Source organism: Emticicia fontis (assembly GCF_054779675.1).
Genome location: NZ_BAAGXU010000012.1, coordinates 82,333 through 109,172, shown reverse-complemented (window position 1 = coordinate 109,172; position 26,840 = coordinate 82,333). Strand labels below are relative to the sequence as shown.

Sequence of the window (26,840 nt, the reverse complement as noted above, 5' to 3'; positions counted from 1 at the left end):
TTTTAATTACTGATATTTAAAAACGACTGCCGCCCAGTTATTCTTGCTTAATTGGGCTACTTTTTTTAAACCCACAGACTCGGCAACTGTTTGAATATCAGCTATATCTTTTTCATAAAAACCACTCACAATTAATTCACCGCCTTGTTTGAGAAAAGTAACATAGGCAGGTATCTGGCTAATCAGGATATTCCGGTTGATATTAGCCAGCACAATCTCATATATATCTTTGGGTTCGTCCTCAATCGTTCCCTGTCTTACCGTCACATTAGATACATCGTTTAACTGGACGTTTTCAATAGTATTCTCAACCGACCATTCATCAATATCAAAGGCACTGATATGAGAAGCGCCTAGTTTTGAAGCTAATACCGCCAGGATTCCAGTACCTGTACCAACATCAAGCACTTTTTTGTTGGTATGGTCGATATTAAGCTGATGCTCCATCACCATTGAGGTAGTTTCGTGATGGCCTGTACCAAACGACATTTTAGGGGTAATGATAATCTCATATGGGAAAACGGGCTTAGGCTCGTGGAAATCTGCCCGCACATAAATTTGCTCTCCTATCTGGATAGGCTGAAAATTCTTTTCCCATTCTGCATTCCAGTTCTGCCGAACGATTTTCTTGAATTGATAAGAAATAGCTGTGCGTGCGGCATAATCTTCCAGCATTTGCTTGACAGCTATATTATCAAAAATTTCTTCCTGAACATAGGCTTCCAGACCATCTTCTGTTTCAACAAAAGATTCAAAACCTAATTCGCCTAATTCTGCCATTAAAATCTCGACAAAATCGGCATCTATCTGTAGTGTTAATTCTATATAATCCATGCCGTAAAGTTCGGAAATTCTTCCGGAATTACTATCAATGTCTGATCGGCACTTTTACTTCTGTATTTTCCCAACGCAGTATCATATCACTTCCACCTTCGGCAGGTGCAAGATTAATATTAAACTGCTCAATGGTTTCGGCTATTTTGCCTGCAGGTACATCAACTCGCATCACATCTTTTGATTCATCATACATTGTTCCCCACTGGCCTGTTTGCCCGTTAAAAATAATCGTCCATTTATCAGGATTAGGAATCGTCCAAAGGGTATATTTTCCTGCTTTCAATGATTTATCACCAATGGTTATATCTTGTTTGGTATCAAAGATGGTCGCTTCGTTGGCACCTGTACGCCATACTTTTCCATAAGGCACCAATTGCCCAAACACAACACGGTCTTTTTTATAGGGCTGGCAGTAATCTACTTGCACAGATACTCCATTATCATTATAAACAACAGTAGCGGCAGGGCTTTTACTTTTAGTGTAAGTTTTAAAACCAAAAAAGGCAAGGGCTAGAACCACTACACTAATTAGGATAATTTTTACAATTTTATTCATTTTTTATAGGTTTTATAGTTGAAATGCTAACATTGCTGTACAATAAAAAAGTTCGGTACGTATATAAACAAATTGTTTTGAAATCCGGCTCTTTTAAGAATGTTAAAATTAAATGAAATTTTTTGCTGATTTCAGTTCAGAAAACAACAATTTTGCGTTGGGAATATAGGAAGAGCGGTTTTTCAATGATAAATTTGTTATAAACTAAATCCAGAAATTGATAGTTTATTTAATTAGGGCTCAATAGAGCTACTACTGAAATGTCAGACTGATGGAACAAATTCCCTTTGAATTAAGGTTATTTAAGTAAATTTGAGCATTTAAAGGGCAAAAAATTAAGATATGTTAGATATTATTCATTTACTACCAGATTCTATTGCAAACCAGATTGCAGCAGGAGAAGTTGTGCAAAGACCGGCTTCAGTAGTAAAAGAATTATTGGAGAATTCGATTGATGCCCGCGCCAATACTGTTCAGTTGATTGTAAAAGATGCAGGCAGAACACTCATTCAGGTAATTGACGATGGCATAGGGATGTCGGCTACTGATGCTCGCATGAGCTTCGAGAGACACGCCACTTCAAAGATAAGAACGGCAGATGATTTGTTTGCCATTCGTACGATGGGTTTCAGAGGAGAAGCGCTAGCTTCTATTGCTGCGGTAGCACAGGTAGAGCTACGTACACGCAGACTGGTTGACGAGGTAGGTACGTCGATTCGGATTGAGGGTTCTGAATTTAAAAATCAGGAATCAGTTTCGTGTCCTAAAGGCACTAATTTTCAGGTAAAGAACCTATTTTTTAATGTTCCTGCCCGCCGCAACTTCCTGAAATCAAATCCGGTTGAAATGAAGCACGTGTTAGACGAGTTTCAGCGGGTTGCTCTGGCTCATCCGGAAGTTGCTTTCACACTTTACCATAACGATGTAGAGGTTTATAACCTTCCTGCCGGAAAGCTTAGCCGCAGGATTGTTGATATTTTTGGCAAAAACTATCGTGAACAATTAGCCAATTGCGAAGAAGAAACGCCCTTTGTAAATGTAGATGGCTATGTGGGTAAACCCGAATCAGCGAAGAAAGGACGTGGTGAACAGTTTTTCTTTGTAAATAAGCGTTTTATCAAGCACAATTACCTGCATCACGCGGTTCTTAGTGCTTTTGAGGCCACTATTCCTGAGGGAAGTAGCCCATTCTATGTATTGTTTCTGGAGATTGATCCTTCACATATTGATATTAATATCCATCCGACTAAAACTGAGATTAAATTTGACGATGAGCGGGCAGTATATGCAATCATCCGCTCGGCAGTCAGAAGAGCTATTGGAGTTTATAATCTTACTCCTACGATTGATTTTGAGTCAGATATAAATTTTGGTAATATTACCTCTACCAACCGATTCAATGATTTATCTACGCCGATTAATCCGGGTATAGCTGACTTTGAAAAATCTCGTCAGAGTTCGGGTGGCGGTACTGGCTCATCTTTGCCTCCGATAAAAGATGACTCTTTCAGAGATAAATCGAATACAGATAACTGGCGGAAGCTTTTTGAAGGTTTAGATAGTTTCAAACCAAATAATCAGGCTAACCTTGATTTTCATACCCCGGATTCCCCGAGAGATTTCCAGAAAGAAGAACCTCTTACTTTAGGCAGCAAGGCTAATGATATTGTGGATGAAAGCAAGCATCTGGCGGAAATTAAGGATATTAGTGCTATTCAGATTCAGAACAGGTTTATTGTAGCCCAGGCTAAAAGTGGCTTAATGCTGATAGACCAGAGGGCCGCCTATGAGCGAATTCTGTATGAGAAGTATTATAATAATCTAAAGAATAAAAATTCGTTTACGCAACAATTATTGTTTCCTAAAACCCTTGATTTACATCCGGCTGATTTCCAGTTGGTGATACAGATACAGGATGAAATTAAGGCTTTGGGCTTTTCTTTTGAAGAATTCGGGCAAAATACCATCAAAATTACCGGTGTACCACCTGAAGTACAAGAAGAAAATGAGAAAGAAATTTTTGAAGGACTAGTGCAACAATTCAAAACTAACCAAAGCGATTTGCAGCTTGATAGTGTTGAAAATGTGGCTCGTTCGTTCTCAAAAAAATCTTCTGCTAAATATATTGGCGAACTATCGAAAATTGAAATAAATTTACTGATTCATCAACTTTTTGAAACGGCTGTTCCTGGATATACTCCTAATGGTGAACCCATTATGACGATATTGCCGTTGGAGCGATTAGCCGAACTGATTATAAAAAAATAAAAGAAAAAGCTATGTTTTATTTAAGCCCGGTTGCACGTAATTTATTGATTGCCAACGTTGTCATATTTTTTCTATTAAGTTTTTTAAAAAACCAATACATTTTCGATTTATTTGCTTTTTATAATCCGATATTACCAGGAAGCCCCGATTTAATCAATCCAAATTTTAAATTATGGCAGCCTTTCAGCTATATGTTTTTACATGGTAGTTTCAGCCATTTGTTGGGTAATATGTTAGGTTTATTATTTTTTGCACCAGCAATCGAAACATTTTTCGGTTCTAAACGTTTTTTAATTTACTATCTGGTTACTGGCATTGGTGCAAGTTTTATTTATACATTGGCTAATGTTTACGGCATGATGCAATATTTGCCTGAAACAGGCGAGTATTTGCAGTTAGCAATGGGGTCGATGGTAGGAGCATCAGGGGCGATTTTTGCAATTCTGGTCGCATATGCTTATCTTTTCCCAAACAATGAATTGATAATTTTTCCGTTACCAATACCAATAAAAGCAAAGTATTTTGTACTTCTCTATGGGGGTTATCAAATTTACGGCAGTCTTTATGATACCGGTTCGAATGTTGCTTATTTTGCTCATATAGGAGGTTTAATAATAGGGTTCATTTTGTTAAGATTTTTTGGGTTTGGAAAACCTCAGTATTAATTTATTCGTAAATTTGTTTAAGGGAGAAAACGTGAGTGGCAAATTTTTTAGATGACATAAAAAATCCTTTCCGTCGTGGAAATACATTGGTGCAGCTTATGCTCATCAATGCGATAGTTTTTTTGTCTTTAATTGTAACAGGATTTATTTTATCATTTTTTCCGGAGGGGAATGTAATCAATTCTGCTATTACTGATAATATCGTGCTGATTGCTCCTATTAAGGAGTTTATCTGGAAACCCTGGACTCTTCTAACCTACTGTTTTGCTCATTATAGTTTCTGGCATTTATTGTTCAATATGCTTACCTTATTCTGGTTTGGCACATTGGTTCAGGAGTTTATAGGGAGCCGCAAACTGATGAATATCTACATTATCGGTGGTATTGTGAGTGGTTTAGTTTATATTGCTATCTACAATTTACTCTCACTTACGCCACAGGTAAATAATATTAACTCTACGGTTTTAGGTGCTTCTGCTGCAGTTTGTGCGGTTATGTTTGCCGCGGTTACACTCCTACCAGAATATGAGTTCTATTTCTTCGGTCTCTTTCTGATTAAAATCAAATACATTGCCTGGTTCTTTCTGCTTTTATCATTCATTGTGCCAAGTAGTGGTATCTCTCATCTGGGTGGAGCATTAGCCGGATATTCCTATATTTACCTTTTAAGGAAAGGCGTTGATTTAGGTAGTCCCATTGAAACCGTCGGTGATTGGTGGAGCAGTTTGTGGAGACCTAAGCCTAAAATGAAAATTCCTCAAAGAAAATACAGCGAATCTACTGTTTCGAGCAAAGGCAATAGTAGTACTAATCTTGACCCAAATTATTTTCCAGACCAGGATGAAGTGGATGCTATTTTAGATAAAATAGGTAAGTCTGGTTATGAAAGTCTCACTAAGGAAGAAAAGCAAAAGCTTTATAGAGCAAGTCAAAGAAAAGATTAATACGCGGTTACTGTTTTTTTTATACCTTTGTAAGCTTATCTGGCATCATACTTGAAAAGTATGATGTATATTCTGTCCCAGCCTAAAAAAACATAAATATTTTTGATACAATCAAACATTTTGAATTATGTTTGGTTTAGACAGAACCATTGACTTGTAATTTGCTTTAAAGATATGCTCATCACATCCGGCGACCTTCTGGAAAACATCAACGACCCATCCGATCTAAGAAAACTTGACCGATCAAAACTTCCACAAGTTGCCGACGAGCTACGACAGTTTATCATTGATATTGTCTCTGTATATGGCGGACATTTTGGTGCTAGCTTAGGCGTGGTTGAGCTAAGTGTAGCCTTACACTATGTATTTAACACCCCTGACGACCAGTTGGTATGGGACGTAGGCCACCAGGCTTACGGGCATAAGATTCTTACGGGTCGTAGAAAGCAATTTCATACCAATCGTTTCTATGGTGGTATCTCGGGTTTCCCTAAACGCAAAGAAAGCATTTATGATACTTTTGGCGTAGGACATTCGTCTACGTCTATCTCCGCGGCTTTAGGTATGGCCGTTGGCTCTATGCATAATGGAGACAAAAAACGCCAACATATAGCAGTGATAGGCGATGGTTCTATGACCGCTGGAATGGCTTTTGAAGCCATGAATCATGCAGGCTCATTGAAAGATGCGAACCTGCTGATTATTCTGAACGACAACTGCATGGCGATTGACCCGAATGTGGGCGCCTTAAAAGAATACCTGACAGATATTACTACTTCTCAAACCTATAACAGAGCCAAAGATGACATCTGGAAGCTATTAGGTAAAATGAGTAATTTTGGCAAAAGTGCGAGAGAAATTGTGCAAAAGGTAGAAAACGCCATGAAAGGCGCTTTATTGAGCCAAAGTAATTTATTTGAAGCATTAAATCTCCGGTATTTTGGCCCGATAGATGGCCACGACCTTGACCATATGGTGAGTGTATTGGAAGATTTAAAGAATATTCCCGGCCCGAAAATCCTTCATTGTTTAACCGTAAAAGGGAAAGGCTATGCGCCTGCTGAAAAAGACCAGACTAAATGGCATGCACCGGGTCTATTCGATAAGGTAACCGGAGAAATCAAGAAAAAGGTATATGATAAACCGATGCCTCCAAAATATCAGGATGTTTTTGGACATACGATAGTAGAGTTGGCCGAGGTGAATGATAAAATTATGGGGGTTACACCTGCCATGCCATCGGGCTCATCATTGAATATTATGATGAAAGCGATGCCTGACAGAGCATTTGATGTAGGCATTGCCGAGCAACATGCTGTAACATTTTCGGCTGGTATGGCTACTCGGGGCCTGGTAGTATATTGTAATATATACTCAACCTTTATGCAACGCGCCTACGACCAGGTGATTCATGATGTATGTATTCAGGAACTACCGGTTATCTTCTGCCTTGACCGTGCAGGTTTTGCAGGAGCAGATGGCCCTACGCATCATGGTGCTTATGATATTGCCTATATGCGTTGTATCCCGAATATGGTGATAGCTGCACCGATGAACGAAGAGGAACTCCGCAATATGATGTATACCTTCCAACTGGATGAAATACAGCAACTAAAAACGGCGTTCACGATTCGTTATCCACGCGGTGAGGGTGTTTTACCTGATTGGAGAAGACCTTTACGTAAAATGGATATTGGCAAAGGACAAAAGATAAAAGATGGAAGCGACATTGCCATTTTAACGATTGGCCACGTTGGCAACTATGCCGTTCAAGCCTGCGAAATGCTTAGGCAAGATGGTATCAGTGCTGCGCACTACGATTTACGTTTTGTAAAACCACTAGACGAATCCCTGTTACACGAAGTATTCCAACAATTCGATAAAATCATTACTGTAGAAGATGGTTGTGTGAAAGGTGGTATGGGAAGTGCCGTGTTAGAATTTATGGCTGACCACGAATACACTGCCAAAGTAAAACGTCTGGGTATTCCTGATCGTATAGTAGAGCATGGCGAGCAAATTGAATTGCACCGCGAATGTGGTTTTGACCCTGAAGGCATTGCTGATGCGGCAAGGGAAATGGTGAGTCATAAGATTTTGGTATATTAATATTCCGACAAATTTATGCGTATTATATAAGCGGCTACGGCCGCTTAATTCGTTTTATAATAGGAACTACAAGCCTGTATTTTTCGTTATTTTTTAAATAATCTCCCATAAATAGTGAGCGAAAAACAATTGAATGACATTGACCTGACTGGCTATGACCAAATAGAAGTTTTAGGAGCCAGAGAACATAATCTTAAAAATATTGATGTAAATATTCCCCGCAATAAACTGGTAGTTATTACGGGTATTTCGGGTAGCGGGAAATCTTCTTTAGCTTTTGATACCATTTATGCAGAGGGACAAAGACGCTACATGGAGAGCTTCTCTTCTTATGCCAGAAGTTTCATAGGCGACATGGAACGTCCTGACGTTGACAAAATCAATGGGCTATCTCCGGTAATCTCTATTGAGCAGAAAACTACCTCCAAAAACCCTCGTTCTACCGTTGGCACCACTACCGAAATCTACGACTTCCTTCGTCTGTTATTTGCTCGCGCCAGTGAGGCTTTCAGTTATGTGACAGGAGAGAAAATGGTGAAGCAGACACAAGACCAGATTATCGACCAGATTTTACAGCAATTTGAGAATCAGAAAATCACTTTACTAGCTCCTTTGGTAAAAGGTAGAAAAGGGCATTACCGTGAGTTGTTTGTGCAGATTGCCAAGTTGGGTTATAACAAAGTGCGCGTTGATGGCGAGATATTGGAGATTAATCCAAAAATGCAACTCGACCGTTATAAGATTCACGATATTGAGGTAGTAATTGATAGAATTGTTCCTAAATCGGAAGACCGTTATCGTTTGAATCAGTCGGTGAGTACTGCTTTGAAACAAGGTAAAGGCTCTATGATGTTGCTGGATGCGAAAGACAAAACGCAATACTTTTCTCAGAACCTGACAGACCCGCAATCGGGTATCTCTTACGAAGACCCATCGCCTAATAGTTTTTCTTTTAACTCTCCTTATGGAGCCTGCCCTACCTGTAATGGGTTAGGTACTATTGAAGAAATAACTGAGGATTCTATTATTCCTGATAAATCTTTGAGTATCAGCCGTGGAGGTATTGCACCTCTGGGTGAGTATCGTGATTTATGGATTTTTAAGCAGATAGAAATTATTCTGAAAAGCTTTAAGTCTAATATCTCTACGCCTATTGATAAATTACCGCCAGATGCTTTAAGAACTATCTTATATGGTAGTGAAGACCCTGTAGCTGTGCCATCCAAGAAATATCCGGGTACGGAATGGAATACGACTTTTGAGGGAGTGATTACCTTCCTGAAACGTCAGCAGGATTCGGATAACGATAAAATTCAGGAATGGGTACGAGACTTTTTAGTGATAAAAACTTGCCCTGATTGTGGTGGCTTGCGTTTGAAAAAAGAGTCTTTACACTTCAAGATTGACCATAGGAATATTGCCGAGTTGGCCGAGATGGATATTCGGGAAATTGGCGAATGGTTTGAAAATCTGGAAAGTCGAATCTCCGATAGACAGAATACTATTGCCCGTGAGATACTAAAAGAAATACGTAAGCGTATTGGTTTTCTTCTGGGTATAGGGTTGGACTACCTGACTTTGAATCGTCCTCTCAGAACGCTATCAGGTGGGGAATCACAGAGGATTCGTCTGGCTACTCAGATTGGTACGCAGTTGGTAGGTGTATTGTATATCATGGATGAACCGAGTATAGGGCTTCACCAACGAGACAACGTAAAGTTGATTCAGGCTTTAAAAGATTTACGTGATTTAGGCAATACGGTCTTGGTCGTAGAACACGACAAAGACATGATGCTTGAATCTGATTATATATTAGACATTGGCCCCGGCGCAGGTAGACATGGCGGAAGTATTGTGGGAAGAGGTACACCTAAAGAGTTTTTGGAAAACAGAAGTACTACTTCTGATTATTTGAGTGGGAGGTCAAGTATCGAAATTCCAAAAGAACGTAGAAAAGGAAATGGCAAAGCCTTGGTGATTAAAGGAGCGACAGGACATAATTTAAAGAATGTAACGCTGAAACTTCCTTTAGGCAAAATGCTATCTATTACTGGCGTGAGCGGTAGTGGAAAATCTTCTTTGATTCATGAGACCCTGTTCCCTATTCTGAATCGTCATTTTTATAATGCCAAGAGAGAGCCTCTACCTTATAAATCAGTAGAGGGATTAGAAGCCATTGATAAAGTAATTGAGGTAGACCAAAGCCCAATCGGACGTACACCAAGAAGTAACCCTGCAACTTATACAGGTATGTTCTCAGACATCAGAACGCTTTTTGCTGAATTACCTGAATCAAAAATCAGAGGATATAAACCGGGTCGTTTCTCTTTCAATGTAAAAGGTGGTCGTTGCGAAGATTGTGAGGGCGCAGGGATGAAGAAAATTGAAATGGAATTTCTCCCTGATGTACACGTAGCCTGTGAAACTTGTAAAGGTAAACGTTTCAACCGTGAAACATTGGAAGTGCGCTTTAAAGGTAAGTCTATTGCTGATGTACTGGATATGACAGTAGAACAAGCTATAGAATTCTTTGAGTTTCAGCCGAAGATTTTCAGAAGAGTACAAACGCTCTTTGATGTAGGTTTAGGTTATATTACTTTGGGGCAACATGCTACTACCCTATCCGGTGGAGAGGCGCAAAGGGTAAAATTAGCCGAAGAACTCTCTAAGAAAGATACAGGCAAAACACTTTATATTCTTGATGAGCCTACTACGGGTTTACATTTCCAAGATATTCAGAAATTGCTTGAAGTATTGCAGAAACTGGCCGACAAGGGTAATTCAGTGTTGATTATTGAGCATAATCTGGACGTGATAAAAGTATCAGATCATGTGATTGACCTTGGACCGGAGGGTGGCAATAAGGGTGGACAAATCATTGCCGAAGGCACACCCGAACAGGTGGCCAAAGTAAAAGGCAGCTATACAGGATACTTCCTGAAAGAAGAATTAAAATAAAAGTTTATAAGTAAAAAGAGCAATAAACGGGGTTTATTGCTCTTTTTGTTAATGAAACCTAATATTCATCTTCATTAAAGAAAAAGTCGTCTTTGGTCGGATAATCAGGCCAAATCTCCTCGATACTTTCGTACGGTTGTCCGTCGTCTTCTAATTCTTGTAAATTTTCAATAACTTCAATGGGTGCTCCCGAACGAATCGAAAAATCTATCAACTCATCTTTTGTAGCGGGCCACGGTGCATCCTCTAAGTATGACGCAAGTTCGAGTGTCCAATACATAGTTTATTCCTTATTTAATGTTACAAAAAATTTGTGGCTGCAAAAGTATAACAATTTTTAATTTGTCAAGTGTTTTGACCCAAAAATGTATTATCTGTCAAACGTTTTTTTTAGAAAATATTATATATTCTGTAAAAAAATATACAATCTCTATATCAATCTTTTGACTATCAATTATTTACAAAAATAAAAAAAACTCCTATTTAAGCAAATAAAAAGGAGTTTTTTTTATGCGATTGTGTCTAGTCCTGAAATAGTGACATATCATTTAAACAAAAGAGACCGATCTTTCAGAACGGCCTCTTTATTATTTCAGAAGTACTGTACTCTTACTCTCTGGTAATTTTACTAGCCCCGCTAGTATTTGAATTCAGATTTTTCACTCTTCCTAACTCTACGTGACTTGCACCAGTTGCTTCGGCTTTTACCTCATTAATCTCCATTTTTCTGGCGTCAATATGGCAAGCCCCTGTTATATCAATATCCATTTTATCAGCCGCTCCACGAAAATCAGCACTAGCAGCTCCGGTAGCATCTAAATTTACACTACGGGCATCTATATCTATGGCCGCCTTTACAGCACCTGTCAGACTGATGTCGACATCCTGATTTTTATCTTTAAAGCCAATCACTTTTACAGTTGAAGCACCTGACAAATCCAGACCTTCAAGCTTAGGCATAGTGATAATAATTCGGGTTCTTTCATTGCGGCGACTGAATGAGAATTTATCTCTATATTCAATCTCAAGGGTTTCGCCTTTTACATCTATGTCTAGATCGTCGATATTATCCTGGCTATCTGAATCTGCTATTACATTGAATGAGTCTCCCTGACGAACGGTTACAATAAAGGCACCACCTACATCTATTTTGCTGAAGTTACGCTCATCAAATTTTTTCTCAAACTGCCCTTTACCTTCAAATACTTCCATATCAAAAGAGTTGCCGTCTTCGTCATAGTGATCATCTCTATTTCTTAATGCTTCTCTTTCTTCCTGGCTTAGTTTAGGGCAGTCTCTACAAATCATACCAGAATCACGTTTCATCACAAAGGTGTATTTATCAACGTCGTCGCCGTTTACATCAAAGTTTGGATGGTCATTCCAGCGACCACGATACACATCGTAGAAGCTTCGGGTAAGTTTAAAAGGCTTGTCGAAAGGTATGAAGAGCGTCATATCAAGATCCTGGTCACGCAAGCGCGCTTTTTCACCCAAAATCAGATGTCTGTCAAAAACCAATGACGAATCTTTCTGTTTAATATTGTATATCACATTTTTAGCGTTGTTCTCAGCATCAGTTCTCGAACGTCCTGCGGCTCTGAATGTTTGCTCCAATTTTAAATCTGTGCCATCGTACCCTTCTAAATCTACATCTACATTGTCTCTGATAAGCATTCCGTCTTCATCTTCATAATTGTTGTTCGCATCTAGTATCAGAGTTTGGGCTGGTAAAGCAAAGTTTTTAGTTGCCTCTACTTTACCTCGGTTCTTGAAATTCAAGGCGTATTTTGTAGCCAGAATACCTGTGCCCATTAAACCTACTAACCATAGTCCTAGTAAAGAAATCCAGAAATTACGGGTACCTATCCGGCGGTTGGTCATGAATATCAAGCCTACAAACAATAGCGCTAAGAATGGGGTGAAGGCTGCCAGGAAGGCAAAGAAACCTACCATCGGGTTAATATCACCTGCAAAGACTCTGAAAGGCGTGTGGTCAAAGAAGTCGGTTCCTTCAAAACCAGTTACTACTCCAAAGAATGCCGCAACCGAGGCTACTACTGCCACCAACATGGCTAATGCAAAGAACATTAATACAATACCGGCCAGGACTCTGGCAACTGGCCCAAGGTTTTTCAGAATTTCACCTATTCCCTTGATAACGACCGCTACTAAACGGAAAGGGAATAATAAGATTTTGGTTAAAGCGTTTTCGGGTGCACTTTTATCTACTTTCAAGCCTTCTTTGATATTTGTTTCAATATTCGACAGGGTTACAGGCTCGCCTTTCATTTCCATTTTCTGTGTCAAGGTCTGAGCTTTAGGTGCAACGATCCATAGAATAATATAGGCCAGAATCCCTGTTCCAAAAAGCAATACACTGAGTACGAATAGTAAACGAATAACTGTAACATCTGCGCCGAAATAGGCTGCCAAGCCACTACCTACACCACCCAAGACCTTATTATCGTTATCGCGGTAGAATTTCTTGATTTTTTCGTCTTCTGTCAGCGTAGTGCTTGGTGGAAATACTATCCAGCAAATAAAGTATCCTAAGAATACAAAGCCTGAGAATGGCGCTAAATCATCAATCAACGGCGGAATACCTAGGAAGATGAACAGGAAGATGATTCGTATCCAGACAACATCCATATTGAAATAATGTGCCAGACCTGCTAAAACACCACCCAAAGCCTTGCGTTTCACATCGCGATACAGCCGTTTTGGCGGTGCTGTGGTAGTTGTTTGTTCATTGCCAAAGCTGGTTTTTTCTTCGGTTGGTGTTCCGGCAAAACTTGTGCTTTCTGCTTTGGTATGTGCTTTTGTTTTTAAATCTTCTTCTTCTTGAATCGCCTCAAAGTCTGCTACGCTACCCATTGATTTAATGAGGTCGTTTACGCCTTCAAGTGTAATTACCTGTGAAGAAACATCTGATTTATCTTTTGTCCAGAATTTCTCTGCAATCCTTGCTTCAATGTCTGAAACAATCTCCTGGCTCCCTTCATACGAAGCGAAGTACTGCTGAATGGAGCGCAGGTAGTTGCTCAATTTATCGTAGGCATCTTCTTCTATATTGAAAACTACGCCTGCTATATTTATTTGTATTGTCTTTTTCATTGTCTTAAACTGTAAATACCACACGTAAATGCCGTAGTGGCTCAATAAATGAAAGGTAAGTATTCTGTGTTGGTAGGTTATTTGGTTTTCTTACTGATAATCGTTGTTACCGAATCCGAAAGCTCATTCCATGTACTGTTAAGATTATCCAAAAACAACTGCCCTGTCTCGGTCAGCACATAGTATTTTCTTGGCGGTCCTGAGGTTGACTCAACCCATTTATAATCTAAAAGACCTGAGTTTTTGAGTCGGGTCAGCAGTGGGTAGAGTGTACCCTCAACGACCATGATTCTGGCATTGATGAGCTCGTCTAGGATTTCGGAGGCATAAATCTCGCCCCTCGAAATGATGTGTAAGATGCAGTACTCCAATATCCCTTTTCGCATCTGCACTTGGGCGTTTTCTAAATCCATTTGTTATATCGTTTAAAGCATTTCCAGCTGAATTAATGATACAAAGTTAATAAAAGGTACTATGCAATGCAAGATACTTGGCAAAAAAAATACCGTTATTAGGACAAACGGTAAAAAACCATGAGCAAATCGTGGTTTTCAAGGATGAAATTAAGCGAATTTTAACTATTCCTACCGTTTCTATTTGTATTTTTGACCCAATTAAAGATTTGTTGGTGAAAACGCCTGATTTTGAAGTTTTTATTGGCATCACAAAATTGATGCAGGCTTTAGGCTTACCTGACCCGCATTCGCCCGATTTTCAGCTATATAGATTCGAAGAGGCGTTGCGGAGCCGGCCTGTTATGAGCCCTGTATACCGGAGTGATTCTTATATTTTTGCTTTGGTAACAAGTGGGAAACTGGCGTTTAAAGTAGGTATTTCTGATTTTCTGATGCAAGAGGGCACCTTATACTTTCTTAGCCCCTGGCATCTGCATCAATATCATCGGCTGGAGGAATTGACTGGTTATATCTGTTTTTTCAACGAAAGCTTTTTTTCTTCTACACCCGAAAGCTTACAAGCTATTCGTGAGCTACCCATGTTTCAGCTAGAGGGTAGAGCAGTATTTAATTTATCTGCTGATGAGCAACAACCCTTTAAGGATTTATTTGAGTTGATGATTAAAGAGGTAAACAGCTCGTCTGCCTGCCGCTGGGAAATTATGCGACATCTATTGCATATTTATTTCCTGAAAGCTCAGGAAACCTATGAGGCTCATACACATATTTCTACTGAACACGCCAAGAATCCAAGATTAAGCAGGTCTTTTGAACGTTTATTAGAAGAACATTTTCTCTTACTTTCTAAAGGAAGAACAGGCAAAGTATTTACCGTGAATGAGTTTGCCGACCAGTTGAATGTGCATCCTAATCACTTAAGTAATACGTTAAGAAAAGAGCTTGGAAAATCAGCTAAGCAGCTGATCAATGAGCGTTTGATTTTTGAGGCTAAGTCTTTATTACATACAACCGAGCTGTCGGTCACTGAAATTGCTTATCGTCTACGCTTTGATGAGCCGACCAATTTCACCAAATTCTTCAAAAAATCTACAGGAATTCTTCCCAGAGAATACCGTATGCAAACGGCGTAGGCTTGTGTTGGTTATTTATACAAGTCTAGCATCTGTTTTTTAGCTAAAGGCAGTTAATTAATACGAATTATAACTACCATACTAAACCAGAGGTAATTGAACTACGAGACCCGTGGCAGGGATTAAAAAATCACAACACAAAAACATTTCATAATTAATCTTGGCATAATCCTATAATTAATCCTGTTTTAATCCCTGTATCTTCGATTTTTACCATTCTTCCTGCAATACTTACCGTGATTTTCTAACTTGTGAAATAGAACTTTGTAGCGTATTTTACCAATAAAATCTTCATGGAGGTTCTCAACAAACAATTTATTATTGGAGACACGCTGGCCGTCAACCGGATTGGCCTGGGTACCATGCGAGCTACTACAGGTGCCGGATCGTGGGGAGAACCCGCTGACCGACAAGCGGTGATTAAGGTAATAAGAAAAGCCTATGAGTTGGGAGTAAATTTTTTTGATACGGCAGATGCCTATGGGCCGGGTTGTTCGGAACTGATTTTAGCTGAAGCTATTGAACCTTTTAAGAAAGAGGTGATAGTAGCTACTAAAGGAGGCTCGGTTAAATATGCACCCGGAAAGATATTTGCCAGCGGCAAGCCCGGCTATCTGAAAACTACAGTTGAGGCCAGTTTGCGACGCCTGAATCTGGAAACTATTGACTTGTACCAGTTAGACCACGTTGACCCAGAGGTGCCTATTGAAGAATCGGTATGGATGCTGGCCACCCTGAAAAAACAGGGAAAAATCCGTGAGATTGGCTTGTCTAATATCACCCTGGAACAATTAAGGCTGGCACAAGGCATAACAAAAATTGCTTCGGTGCAAAATTCTCTGAGCATTGCCAAACAAGCACATCTGAAATTTGCCCAGACCTGTGCCAACGAAAATATCGCTTTCATAGCTTACTGCCCTACTGCTATGATAGATGCCGATAAAGCACCGAAATACCAACAGAAAGCTGCCGATATGGGTATCACTTTACCGCAATTATCATTGCTTTGGTTGCTCGAAAAGTCGCCCAATATTATTCCTATTCCGGGTACTTCTTCGGAAAAACATTTACATGAAAACTTAGCTGTTTGGAGTATGATGCCCTCGGTATTGAGTTAAGCAGCTATTTAAATATATACTAATACAAAAAACTAAATCATTCTTATGTGGATTGTTCGATTAGCACTCAATCGCCCGTATACCATTGCAGTCATGGCTTTTTTGATGATGCTCGGAGGTGTGATGGCAATCCGTTCCATGCAAACGGATATTTTCCCTAAAATTGACATACCTGTTGTAAATATCGTATGGGCATATCCGGGTCTTTCGGCTGAGGATATGGAGCGTCGGGTAGTAATTAACAACGAACGTGGTATTTCTTCGCAGGTGCAAGGGGTGTCGCGTATCGAATCAAGTTCTATTCCGGGTGTAGGTTTATTACGTGTATACTTTCAGGCAGGTACTGATTTAGGTCAGGCATTAGCCCAGATTTCAGCGGTATCCTCTACGGCTTTACGCCAGATGCCTCCTGGTATGCAGCCTCCGGTATTGCTTCCCTATAATGCCTCGAACTTACCTGTATTGCACATGATTATTTCGAGTGAGACAATGGGTGAAGATGCCGTGGCCGACTATACCAATAACTTCCTGCGCCTTCGCTTATTTACAATACCGGGATTACAGACACCGGGCGTATATGGTGGTAAACAACGTCAGATTAATATTGATATTGATCCTGCTCAACTGACTGCCAAAGGTCTTTCAGCAGCCGATGTTATCTCGGCCTTACAAAGTTCAAACGTTATTCTTCCGGCAGGTACTGCTAAAATGGGAGAAACCGAATACAATATTGCATTGAATGCCAGCCCAAGCTCAGTTGAGCAGTTTTATGATATTCCGATAAAAGTGATTAACGGACAGACAATCAAGGTTGAAGACATCGGTAAAATATCTGACTCTTTTGCAGATCCAACCAATATTGTGCGTATTAATGGCAAACATGCCAGTTATTTGAGTATTCTGCGTAAATCGAGTGCGTCTACTTTAACGATTGTGGAGGCGTCTAAAAACATGATTCCTAAAATCAAGGAAGTAGCGCCAGAAGGATTGGAAATCACAACCGATTTCGACCAAAGTATATTCGTACGTGCAGCGATTGATAACGTATTACACGAGATGGGTCTGGCTATCTTTCTGGTAGGCATCATGATTTTTGGTTTCCTGGGTAACTGGAGAAACGTATTTATCGTAGTAACCTCTATTCCATTAGCTATTCTGACAGCCATTATTGTCTTGCAACTTACTGGTAACTCATTGAATATCATGACGCTGGGGGGATTATCGCTGGCCGTAGGTATGTTGGTTGATGATGCTACGGTGGCCATAGAAAGTATTCACCGCCACCTGAGTATGGGTAAATCGTTGGTACGCTCTATTATTGATGGAGCTGCCGATATTGCCACCCCTGCATTAGTTGCTACATTGTCTATCTGTATCGTGTTTATTCCGGTATTATTTATTACAGGTCCGGCAGGCTACCTATTTGTACCAATGGCATTATCTGTGGTGGTAGCGATGCTTACATCATATATATTATCAAGAACATTGGTTCCTCTGCTATCTCGCCTGATGTTGAAAGCTGGTGCACATGAGGCACATGCCACAAAATTTGACCATTGGAGAGACCGCCAGTTTGAACGCTTACAAAATACATACGCCAGCCGCCTGCGCAAAACGCTGAAACAAAAGGGGCTTGTATTGATTGGGTCTTTGGTGATAGTTATACTAACAGTGGTGTTAGTAACACCACACGTGGGTACGGACTTCTTCCCTACTACTGATACAGGTTTCATGAAACTGCATTTTAGAGCGCCATTCGGTACTCGTATTGAAGAAACTGAAAAATATGTGGAGCGAATAGAGCAGGCTGTTAAGAAAATAGTCCCCCCCGAGGAATTAGGTACAATTAGTGCTAACATAGGTATTCCGATTTTCTTTAACCTGGCCTATGTGCAATCCGATAATGTGAACGGTATGGATGCCGAAATTATGATTTCGTTGAAAAAAGACCATAAACCAACTGAAATTTATCGGAACAAAATACGGGAAGTACTAGATAGCGATTTTCCGGGTACGCAATCTTATTTCCAGACTGCCGACATGGTGGGGCAGGTATTAAACTTTGGTTTGAGCTCCCCTATCGACTTACAGGTAGAGGTAAGTAATTATAACAAAGGTTATGATATGGCGAAGGTATTGAGAGATTCGCTGAAAAAAGTAGCCGGATTAAAAGATGTTACCATCAAACAGGTATTAGATTACCCTACACTTAAAGTGGATGTTGATCGTATCAGAGCTGCGCAAGTTGGTCTAAGCCAGAGAGACGTAGCCAGTAACCTATTGGTAAACTTATCTTCAAGTGGTTTGTTTGCACCCTCATACTTCCTTAACCCGGCCAATAACGTAAATTATACAGTCGTAGTAAAATCGCCATCTAGTAAGATACAATCGGTGAGTGATTTGCTGAATCTGCCATTGACAACCAGTGCCGCTGCCAGCGCTTTGAACAGCAACTCAACATTGCAACCAACAGATGTGCCCCGACAAATTGCACAGACCGTGCGCAATGTATCAGACATAAAACCAACAGTAATGCCAAGCCAGATTAATCACGAGAATATACAACGTGTATTGAATGTTTCGGCTAACGTGGAAGGCAGAGACTTGGGTTCAGTTTCGGCGGATATAGAACGCATTGTGAAAAACATGGGTACTCTACCAAAAGGATTTGCCATTACTGTACGCGGACAAGGGCAGGTAATGAATGAGTCATTTACCAATATGGCACAAGGGCTTGTATTAGCTATTTTGCTGGTATATGTATTGATGGTGGTATTATTCCAGTCATTAAAAGATCCATTGATTGTATTGGTAGCTATTCCAGGTGCGTTAACGGGTATTATCTTATTCCTTTGGGCAACAGGAACTACCATCAACGTAGTGTCATTGATGGGTTCTATCATGGCCGTAGGAATTGCCGCTTCTAATGCTACACTACTGGTAAGTTATGCCAACGATTTACGTGCGGAAGGCTATTCGGTACTGAAAGCTGTGATTGAAGCCGGAAGAACCCGCCTACGTCCTATCCTGATGACAGCGCTTGCTATGGTATTGGGGATGATTCCGATGGCGATTGGCTTAGGAGAAGGCTCTGAACAAAATGCACCTCTGGCACGTGCCGTAATCGGTGGTTTGATTATCGCTACCATTTTTACACTCTTTGTGGTGCCTGCTGTGTATGCAGGTTTATACAAAGGCAAATCGAAAGCCAAGGTAAGCCTATTGGAAGACCAAGAAGAAGATACTCATGTAGTGGCCTAAACGCAAAACCTTAGAAATATAACAGACATTCAAAAACAATTAAATATTATGAAAAATCAACAAAATCTTCGCCGAATCGGATTATTAGCTATAATCGCAGGAGTCGGGATTTTTGTGATAAGCTGTACTGGTGCTGCCGAACCTCCTGCTACAACCAAATCAGAAGGAGTAACGGTGAGTACTACTACCATCAGTCAGCAAAAATCTGGCAAAACCCTGATGCTTTCTGCCGAAGCACGTCCTTATCAGTCAGTAACCCTTTATGCCAAAATAAGCGGTTATCTACAAAAACTCTTTGTCGATAAAGGACAAGATGTAAAGGCAGGCCAAACAATTGCCATCATTGAGTCGCCAGATTTAGAACAAGAGAAACTGGCTTTAGAGGCTGACCTGAAACAGAAGCAAAGCTATCTGCAAAGAATAGAATCATTGCTTTCTAAAAAATATGTAACCGATCAGGAAGCAGATAAAGCCCGTGCAGATGTAGAAATGGCTAAAGCAAGATTAGATGCGCAAAAAGAGAAACTATCTTATACTACCATTAAAGCACCATTTGCCGGAAAGGTATCGGCTCGTTATGCTGATGTAGGCGCTTTGTTACAAGCGGCTACCTCTTCGCAAACCAGTGCTTTGCCCGTGATTACTATCTCACAGGTGAACCGTTTAAGGATTACTATCTTTGTTGAGCAGGCCGATGCAGGAACTGTTCGTCCGGGTACACCTGTCGATATATTGGTACCGGGTTCTTCAGATACATTACACGCGCAAATTACTCGGATGACAGGAGAGTTAGATGCCCGTACTCGTATGATGCTAGCTGAGATTGAGTATAATAATGGCAACAATCAGATATTAGCAGGTAGCTTTCTGAAAGTATTGATTCGTTTACCTGCCCAAGAATTCCTGAGTATTCCGGCACAGGCATTAGTAGTAAAAGGAGATAAATATTTTGCCCCTATCATCAAAGACAATCACATTTATTACCGACCAATTAAGATTGGTGCAGGCGACGGGCTACAATACAGAGTCTATTCAGGCTTGAACGAGGGAGACGTAGTAGCACTAAACGTCGGGAATTCATTGATAGATAGTTCACTTGTAAAAGTGGCAAACAAACCGATAAATAAATAATGAAAAAGGTTATATTGCTTTTAATTATCATGTGCTATGGGCTCAACCTTTTGGCACAGACTAAAGTACTAAGTTTCCAGGAAACCCTACAAATGGCTATTCAGCAGAATGTGGGAATCCGAAAAGCACAGAATATTATTGAGTCGGCTAAGTGGGACGTGTACGGCAGTAAGAATATGTTTTTGCCCAATGCGACTTTCAACGGTGGGTTTACCTTTCAGTCAGGAAATAACTTGCTGACAGTAGCTACGCCTTCATTAGTGGGCAGTACTTATACAAACCTTAACTTTCAGGCCAACAGCAACTATGTGCTAGCTGATGGTGGTGCCAGAAAAGCCCAGGTACAGGTTTCAGAAAAAACCGAACAGGCTGCTAATTCTCAATTGAAATTTACCCGTCAACAAGTAGTAAATGACTTAAGTCTGGCGTTTTTGCAATTATCTCTAGACAGAAGACTGATTGAGATTACTACACAGAACTGGCATCTTTCGCAAGAAAGAGATACTATCCTGACCGATCTGGTAAAAGCAGGTTTAAGATTGCCAAACGAACTCTACCAGCAACAGGCACAGACACGTCTGGATGAGCAACAGGTAATAGCGGCCAAAAATACCTTACAGAATCATAAGATATTTCTGATTCGACGTTTGAACCTACCTGCCGGAGATTATGATTTTCAGGATTTGCCGGAAGAAGGATTGGTTAGTTTTACAAACCAAGACCTAATAGGTTCTGCTTATACCAAGCGTTATGATTTGTTGACTTTAAAACAACAACGTGAGACTGTTGCTCTAAGAACACCAATTATTAAATCTGCTTTAAAACCTCAACTGGTAGCTACGGGAGGTTTTACAACCGCAGGCAGATATTTATTTCAGCAGAATATCAATGGCAATGATGCCCTGAAAACTATTGAGCAACGAAATATTGTCAGACAATTAGGCAATCAGATTAACGTCTATGCAGGTTTAAACTTAGTCTGGAATATCTTTGACCGGAATCAGACCAAAACGGCTTTGGCTAAAAACCGGATTGAAGAAGCTAACCGGGAACTAGATATCATAGACAGACAAGACCAGATACGCGCTGAAATCAATCAGGCCTTGACCGATTACGAAACTGCGCAACAACAATTTACAACGGCACAAGCACAGCTATCAGCCGCACAAGCAGCCTTTGAATTACAGCAAGGTCGCTTCCAGAATGGCTTAGCTCCATTAGTTGATTTATTTGTAGCTCAAAGTGCATTAGCCTCTGCCAAAATCAATGTGGCTCGTGCAAGTATACAGGTACGTTATCAACAGAAACTTATACAGTTCTACGTCGGAGACGGACAGGAATAAGAAAATTGAAGAGGGAAGCGAGGGCTTCCCTTTTTTAATGGCTTTTTGGCTCCTATCCACGCTTTTGTACTTCATGTAGATGCTTTCCCAGATTTCATCAGAATCTCCTACACCTTATCATTTTTTTTCGTTACTTAGTTCTGCAATAGGCACTTACATATTTGTCTTGATAATCCGCATACCTTACAATCTCAGAAAACCAATCAATCTTAATTATTAATTCAAACATGAAAAAAGTTCTTTTTTCGTTGCTACTGGCATCTGCAAATGCGGTAGCACAAAATGTGGCTTCTTCTAAAGAAGGTTTGCCACCTCTGGTAAATTATACCGACCAGCAAATGCGGGAAAACATGATGCAGCAACTGGGCATCAAACGCATGAGGCCCGGCTATAGTGGCAATGAGTCTGACCCGAATCATGCCAATTATGATGAATCAGTGGCTAATCCCTGCCCCAATCTACCTGATGCATTGACGCTTAAAAACGGCAAAAAAGTAACCAGCGCTGATGACTGGTGGAACAAACGACGCCCAGAATTAGTGGAAGACATTGAAAGAGAATTATACGGCAGGATTCCGAAAAATGTCCCCAAAGTATCATGGATAGTTAAAATCACAGATAAGGAAGTTGTAGGCCGAACACCAGTAGTAGCCAAACAATTAATAGGGCATGTAGATAATAGCGAGTATCCCTTGATTAATGTTGATATAAACATGATGCTAGTAGTGCCGACTAATGTAAAAGGTCCTGTTCCGGTGCTGATGATGTTTGGCAGACCGTCCTTTCCTGCTCCTGCGCAACCAAGCCCCGAGCACATGGAAAAACTCAATGCTTCGTTTAAAGATATGATGATTAAACATGACCCTTCGCTGAAAGCTATATTTGATCAATATCCTGCTTATACGCCTATTACTCGTCTACCTGGCCCTAATTTCTTTGCTCCGGCAACCAATGGAGAATCGCCATCAACTGAACAGTTGCTTGCCGCAGGCTGGGGGTATGTAACGATTGACCCTGCAAGTATTCAGGCTGATAATGGAGCCGGATTAACCAAAGGAATCATTGGCTTAGTCAATAAAGGCCAACCCAGAAAACCAGAAGACTGGGGCGCCTTAAGGGCGTGGGCATGGGGAGCAGCTCGTGGACTTGACTATTTAGAAACAGAACCGACTGTGGATGCGAAACGGGTAGGTATTGAAGGTGTATCTCGTTATGGTAAAGCCGCTCTAGTCACTCTTGCTTTTGAGCAACGCTTTGCCATAGGCCTGATTGGTTCTTCCGGTAAAGGAGGTGCGGCTCTTCATCGGAGAGTGTTTGGAGAAGGCGTTGAAAATCTTTCAGGAGGTTTCCATTATTGGATGGGGGGCAATTATATGAAATATGGAGCAGAAGAAGCTGGTTTTGGCAAAAAGACAGGCTGTGACTTACCTGTGGATTCGCATGAACTCATTGCCCTTTGTGCACCTAGACCTACATTTATCAGTTATGGTATACCCGAAAAAGGTGATGCCAAATGGCTTGATCAACAAGGAAGCTATATGGCCACAGTGGCGGCAGGCACGGTATTTAAACTATTAGGTGCTAAAGACATTGGGGTATCTAACGATTACAAGACAGAGAAAATGCCACCTTACAATACCGATATGTTGAATGGACAATTAGCATGGCGACAACATGATGGCGGGCACACCGATGCACCTAATATGCAGCACTTTATTCCGTGGGCTAGTAAAATGCTTAAATATGAGAAGTAATTTATTGAATAGGCTAATCTAATTATGCTACAAATAATCAAACAAAGCCTTTGGAATCAGATGGGTGCAAGCATGGATATGATCGAAGATTCAATTTTGCTATGTCCGGAAAAGGAATGGGATACAGATTGGAAATTCTGGTATCAGGCTTTTCATGCCTTGTTCTTTCTGGACTATTATCTAACTATGGAGCCAAAGAATTTTGTGCCACCCAGTCCATTTACTGAATCAGAGTTTGAAGACAGCATGCCTGAAAGAACCTATACAAAAAAAGAGCTAATTGATTATTTGTCTTTTTGTAGAGAAAAGTGTAGAACTCTAATTGAAAATCTAAGCAAAGAGCAATTGGAGTGTCGTTGGATTAACTCTTCAGGTTCTATGGATTATTCAGTCTATGAAATAATTATCTATAATATGCGGCATTTGCAACACCATGTAGCACAACTCAATTTACACTTGCGCCACACCATTGATAATGCACCTGAATGGGTGTTTCAGGCAAAAAGTAGTGTATAATGGATATCCATTATACACTACTAATCGTATTTCTATGACCAATAAATCAAGCCTTTCTATCAACTTTTATAAAATATTACTCATTCTACCCAAATCTACTCTTGAATAAGTTGAAAATACCCATTTAGCTATGGCACAGTTTTTTACGTTCTTATAAATGTTAAGCGTATACACAATAAGCGTTTAGCTAAAGCTTATTTATTCCACATAATAGTAAAATATAAACTTATGAACCTTAAAAGAACCTTTGGAGCAATACTTACTGTGTTAGGTATAGTTGGGCTTATTTATTCGGCCATTATATTTGTCAATACTTCAGGCGGTGCAAAAAACATTAAATCTCTGATTATCTACGGTATTATCGGCTTTGTCTTTTTTCTTTCAGGTATCAACCTGATTCGTACTACTAAAGATGAAGCTTAGTGGCTCTACAATTGCTTACTAATCTTTTAAATTAAATCCGATTTTAAGTTTACTAAGAAGGTTTCACAATCTGTTAATTGTGAAACCTTCTTTATTTCTACTCTCCTATCTAGTTCTGTCTACACTTCTGCATAATTGTATCAGAATTTCGGCGTATAGTACTATTAATCAGCGTATTCAGATGAGTATTCCTACTTAGTCATTTAATTTGTTTTCGTTTTTAGCGGGCTTAGTTATATTTTATCAGATTCAGCATTGATTTTTCTAAAAATATACTTTATTTGTAGCCCCCAAGTATTTCAAACTGTCATGTGAAGTAAAAAATGAATTCACAAGAATTATACACCAATACGCCAACCGATTCTCAACTCTGGCAACAGTTGAAAAGCGGCAGCGAACTGGCTTTGGGGAAATTGCTCAAAAAATACTTTAATCTTCTTCAAAACTATGGGTATAAGTTTGTCCGCAAAGAAGATTTTGTAAAAGACTGTGTACAAGAAGTCTTTGTAGAAATCTGGACCAGGCGAAATACTATAGCCCAACCTGATAGTGTAAGAGCATATCTGCTAAGTTCAGTTCGTAAGAAAATCCTGCGTGAGAGTGTGCGACAGAAAATTAATCAGGAAAGTGAGATAATTGATATTGAAAACGATTTGAATTTTGTAGAGTTTTCGCCCGAGTTGCAGATTATCGAAGAGGAAAACACACAGGAAAACATCAAAAAGATTTCTACTCTACTCAACTCTCTCCCCAAACGGCAACGAGAAGTAATATATCTGAAGTATTATCAGAATCTGGAACGTGACGAGATTGCCGAGATTATGGGTATTAATTCTCAATCAGTTTCTAATCTTTTACAAGTGGCATTCCAGACGATTCGTGAGAACTGGTCGGGGCTTTTCATCCACTACTTATTTCTGATAAATTTTATTTTATAAAAAATATCACTCGAATACAGTATTTATAATCATCTATTGGCATCTTACAAATATTACTTCCTTTTCGCTGATGAACTTAGAGTACAGAAACTATAACTTTGAAGACTTTAGCCGGGATGAATCATTCCAGCGATGGGTTCTCAATCCAGACAATAAGAGTGAATTATTCTGGACCAATTGGGTGGCCCAGAATCCTGACTGCATTGAACAAATCAATTCAGCCAAGGCATTTCTATTGGCTTTGCGTGAGAAAGATATAGCGTTGGAAGAAGAAGAACTGGATATTATCACAGCTAGAATTATTCAGGAGAATGTAGTTAAGTTACCGTTCTGGAGAACGCAGGTATTCAGAATTGCCGCTTCAATTGTGCTTGTTTTAGGAATTGGATTCGTGGGCATAAGATATTATTCAGAGAAACAGCAAAACGCTTTTCTTGAAAAGATTAACCCAAACCTGACCACTAATTATATTGAAACTGAAAATCAGGATTCAGAAATACAAAAGATAAACCTCGAAGATGGGAGCGTTATTGCGCTTTATCCTAAAAGTAGAATCCGTTATCCAAAACAGTTTTCTGATGCGAAAAGAGAAGTATACCTGATAGGTCAGGCATTTTTTAATATCACTAAAAACCCTAAGCGTCCATTCTGGGTCTACACCAATTATGTTTCTACACAGGTTTTAGGAACCAGTTTTATGGTAAAAGCCTTTGATGATGATAAAAACGTGAAAGTAGAAGTACGGACAGGAAAAGTTTCGGTATATAGCCGTAAAGATCTTGAAAAAGCCAATTTCCAGAAAAATAATGAATTGGCTGGAATCATCCTGACGCCCAACCAGGCCATTGATTATTCTATTGCCGACTCACGCTTACTCAAGTCAATCAGTAAAAAGCCTGAATTATTGATTGCTGAATCTCCTGAAAGTTTTGTTTTTGACGAAGCGCCCATTGCTAAAGTTTTTGAACAACTTGAAAAAGCCTATGGCATCCATATTATCTACGACGAAAAAAACATGGAGAACTGTTATTTAACAGCTTCCCTATCCGACGAATCATTGTTTGAGAAATTAAATCTGATTTGTAAAATTACGCATTCAAGCTACGAAATAGTTGATGCTCAGATAGTTATACATAGCAATGGCTGTTAAGAATGATTTTTTTGCATTATTTCAAAAAAAAATTTAATAAAAACAAGTATCTGCCGAATTTCTCTGCCATCCATAGATAAAACCACAATTATCTATGAATGGCATCCTTTACACTCGTAACCCTTCAAAAATAACATTTGAATTACCCTCAGCTTGCTCGTTGTCGCTATCACTAAGTGTCTTTAGTGGCTAGTTTGCTGTTGATT

The 26,840-nt window shown here is 39.8% G+C and carries 20 protein-coding genes; 15 read left to right on the top strand and 5 right to left on the bottom strand.

The genetic code is table 11. The features are described from left to right. Window positions 1-6: 6 nt before the first annotated feature. Both prmA and ACYVFA_RS07820 read right to left on the bottom strand, forming a co-directional pair. Window positions 7-834 (bottom strand): 50S ribosomal protein L11 methyltransferase, encoded by an 828-nt coding sequence (gene prmA, locus ACYVFA_RS07825; RefSeq protein WP_460471256.1) that lies wholly within the window; start codon window positions 832-834, stop codon window positions 7-9. A gap of 34 nt (window positions 835-868) precedes the next feature. After that, entirely contained in the window at window positions 869-1,393 is a 525-nt protein-coding gene (locus tag ACYVFA_RS07820; protein ID WP_460471255.1) for a DUF2911 domain-containing protein, read from the bottom strand. A 342-nt stretch (window positions 1,394-1,735) separates the two neighbouring features. Between ACYVFA_RS07820 and mutL the strand changes: the two genes are divergently transcribed. The 5 genes from mutL to uvrA all read left to right on the top strand — a co-directional run bounded on the left by mutL (window position 1,736) and on the right by uvrA (window position 10,337). Next, window positions 1,736-3,661: a DNA mismatch repair endonuclease MutL gene (gene mutL / locus ACYVFA_RS07815; RefSeq protein WP_460471254.1), complete on the top strand. Its 1,926-nt coding sequence runs from the start codon at window positions 1,736-1,738 to the stop codon at window positions 3,659-3,661. A gap of 11 nt (window positions 3,662-3,672) precedes the next feature. Then, window positions 3,673-4,326, top strand: a complete 654-nt coding sequence (locus tag ACYVFA_RS07810; protein ID WP_460471253.1) for a rhomboid family intramembrane serine protease — start codon at window positions 3,673-3,675, stop codon at window positions 4,324-4,326. Window positions 4,327-4,361: 35 nt separating this feature from the next. After that, window positions 4,362-5,270, top strand: coding sequence for a rhomboid family intramembrane serine protease (locus ACYVFA_RS07805; RefSeq protein WP_460471252.1), 909 nt, complete (start codon window positions 4,362-4,364; stop codon window positions 5,268-5,270). Window positions 5,271-5,444: 174 nt separating this feature from the next. Further along, a complete protein-coding gene (gene dxs, locus ACYVFA_RS07800) occupies window positions 5,445-7,379 on the top strand; it encodes a 1-deoxy-D-xylulose-5-phosphate synthase (protein ID WP_460471251.1) in 1,935 nt (644 codons plus the stop codon). A 114-nt stretch (window positions 7,380-7,493) separates the two neighbouring features. Further along, complete coding sequence (gene uvrA / locus ACYVFA_RS07795; RefSeq protein ID WP_460471250.1) at window positions 7,494-10,337, top strand: excinuclease ABC subunit UvrA; 2,844 nt, start codon at window positions 7,494-7,496, stop codon at window positions 10,335-10,337. Window positions 10,338-10,395: 58 nt separating this feature from the next. On the opposite strand, the gene ACYVFA_RS07790 is transcribed toward uvrA, so the two are convergent. The 3 genes from ACYVFA_RS07790 to ACYVFA_RS07780 all read right to left on the bottom strand — a co-directional run bounded on the left by ACYVFA_RS07790 (window position 10,396) and on the right by ACYVFA_RS07780 (window position 13,867). Then, window positions 10,396-10,617: a DUF2795 domain-containing protein gene (locus ACYVFA_RS07790; RefSeq protein ID WP_015028821.1), complete on the bottom strand. Its 222-nt coding sequence runs from the start codon at window positions 10,615-10,617 to the stop codon at window positions 10,396-10,398. 329 nt (window positions 10,618-10,946) lie between these two features. After that, the gene (locus ACYVFA_RS07785) at window positions 10,947-13,454 is read right to left on the bottom strand and encodes a PspC domain-containing protein (protein ID WP_460471249.1); all 2,508 of its coding nucleotides are present in this window, start codon (window positions 13,452-13,454) and stop codon (window positions 10,947-10,949) included. Window positions 13,455-13,531: 77 nt separating this feature from the next. Next, on the bottom strand, window positions 13,532-13,867 hold the full coding sequence (locus tag ACYVFA_RS07780; RefSeq protein WP_460471248.1) for a PadR family transcriptional regulator: 336 nt from the start codon (window positions 13,865-13,867) through the stop codon (window positions 13,532-13,534). A gap of 77 nt (window positions 13,868-13,944) precedes the next feature. On the opposite strand from ACYVFA_RS07780, the gene ACYVFA_RS07775 reads away from it, so the two are divergent. From ACYVFA_RS07775 to ACYVFA_RS07730, 10 genes are all read left to right on the top strand, one after another. Next, window positions 13,945-15,000 carry a helix-turn-helix domain-containing protein gene (locus ACYVFA_RS07775; RefSeq protein WP_460471247.1) on the top strand — a complete coding sequence of 352 codons (1,056 nt, stop codon included), beginning with the start codon at window positions 13,945-13,947 and terminating at the stop codon, window positions 14,998-15,000. 293 nt (window positions 15,001-15,293) lie between these two features. Beyond that, window positions 15,294-16,118, top strand: coding sequence for an aldo/keto reductase (locus ACYVFA_RS07770; protein ID WP_460471246.1), 825 nt, complete (start codon window positions 15,294-15,296; stop codon window positions 16,116-16,118). 45 nt (window positions 16,119-16,163) lie between these two features. After that, window positions 16,164-19,379, top strand: coding sequence for an efflux RND transporter permease subunit (locus ACYVFA_RS07765; RefSeq protein ID WP_460471245.1), 3,216 nt, complete (start codon window positions 16,164-16,166; stop codon window positions 19,377-19,379). A 48-nt stretch (window positions 19,380-19,427) separates the two neighbouring features. Beyond that, window positions 19,428-20,510 carry an efflux RND transporter periplasmic adaptor subunit gene (locus ACYVFA_RS07760; RefSeq protein WP_460471244.1) on the top strand — a complete coding sequence of 361 codons (1,083 nt, stop codon included), beginning with the start codon at window positions 19,428-19,430 and terminating at the stop codon, window positions 20,508-20,510. Then, window positions 20,510-21,853, top strand: coding sequence for a TolC family protein (locus tag ACYVFA_RS07755; RefSeq protein ID WP_460471243.1), 1,344 nt, complete (start codon window positions 20,510-20,512; stop codon window positions 21,851-21,853). The genes ACYVFA_RS07760 and ACYVFA_RS07755 overlap by 1 nt, the downstream gene beginning before the upstream one ends. Before the next feature lie 227 nt (window positions 21,854-22,080). After that, on the top strand, window positions 22,081-23,607 hold the full coding sequence (locus ACYVFA_RS07750) for an alpha/beta hydrolase (protein ID WP_460471242.1): 1,527 nt from the start codon (window positions 22,081-22,083) through the stop codon (window positions 23,605-23,607). Window positions 23,608-23,631: 24 nt separating this feature from the next. After that, window positions 23,632-24,123 carry a DinB family protein gene (locus tag ACYVFA_RS07745; RefSeq protein WP_460471241.1) on the top strand — a complete coding sequence of 164 codons (492 nt, stop codon included), beginning with the start codon at window positions 23,632-23,634 and terminating at the stop codon, window positions 24,121-24,123. A 228-nt stretch (window positions 24,124-24,351) separates the two neighbouring features. After that, window positions 24,352-24,546, top strand: a complete 195-nt coding sequence (locus tag ACYVFA_RS07740) for a hypothetical protein (RefSeq protein ID WP_460471240.1) — start codon at window positions 24,352-24,354, stop codon at window positions 24,544-24,546. 323 nt (window positions 24,547-24,869) lie between these two features. Next, a complete protein-coding gene (locus tag ACYVFA_RS07735; protein WP_460471239.1) occupies window positions 24,870-25,484 on the top strand; it encodes an RNA polymerase sigma factor in 615 nt (204 codons plus the stop codon). Between the two features lie 70 nt (window positions 25,485-25,554). Then, entirely contained in the window at window positions 25,555-26,634 is a 1,080-nt protein-coding gene (locus ACYVFA_RS07730) for a FecR family protein (protein WP_460471238.1), read from the top strand. Window positions 26,635-26,840 lie beyond the last annotated feature (206 nt).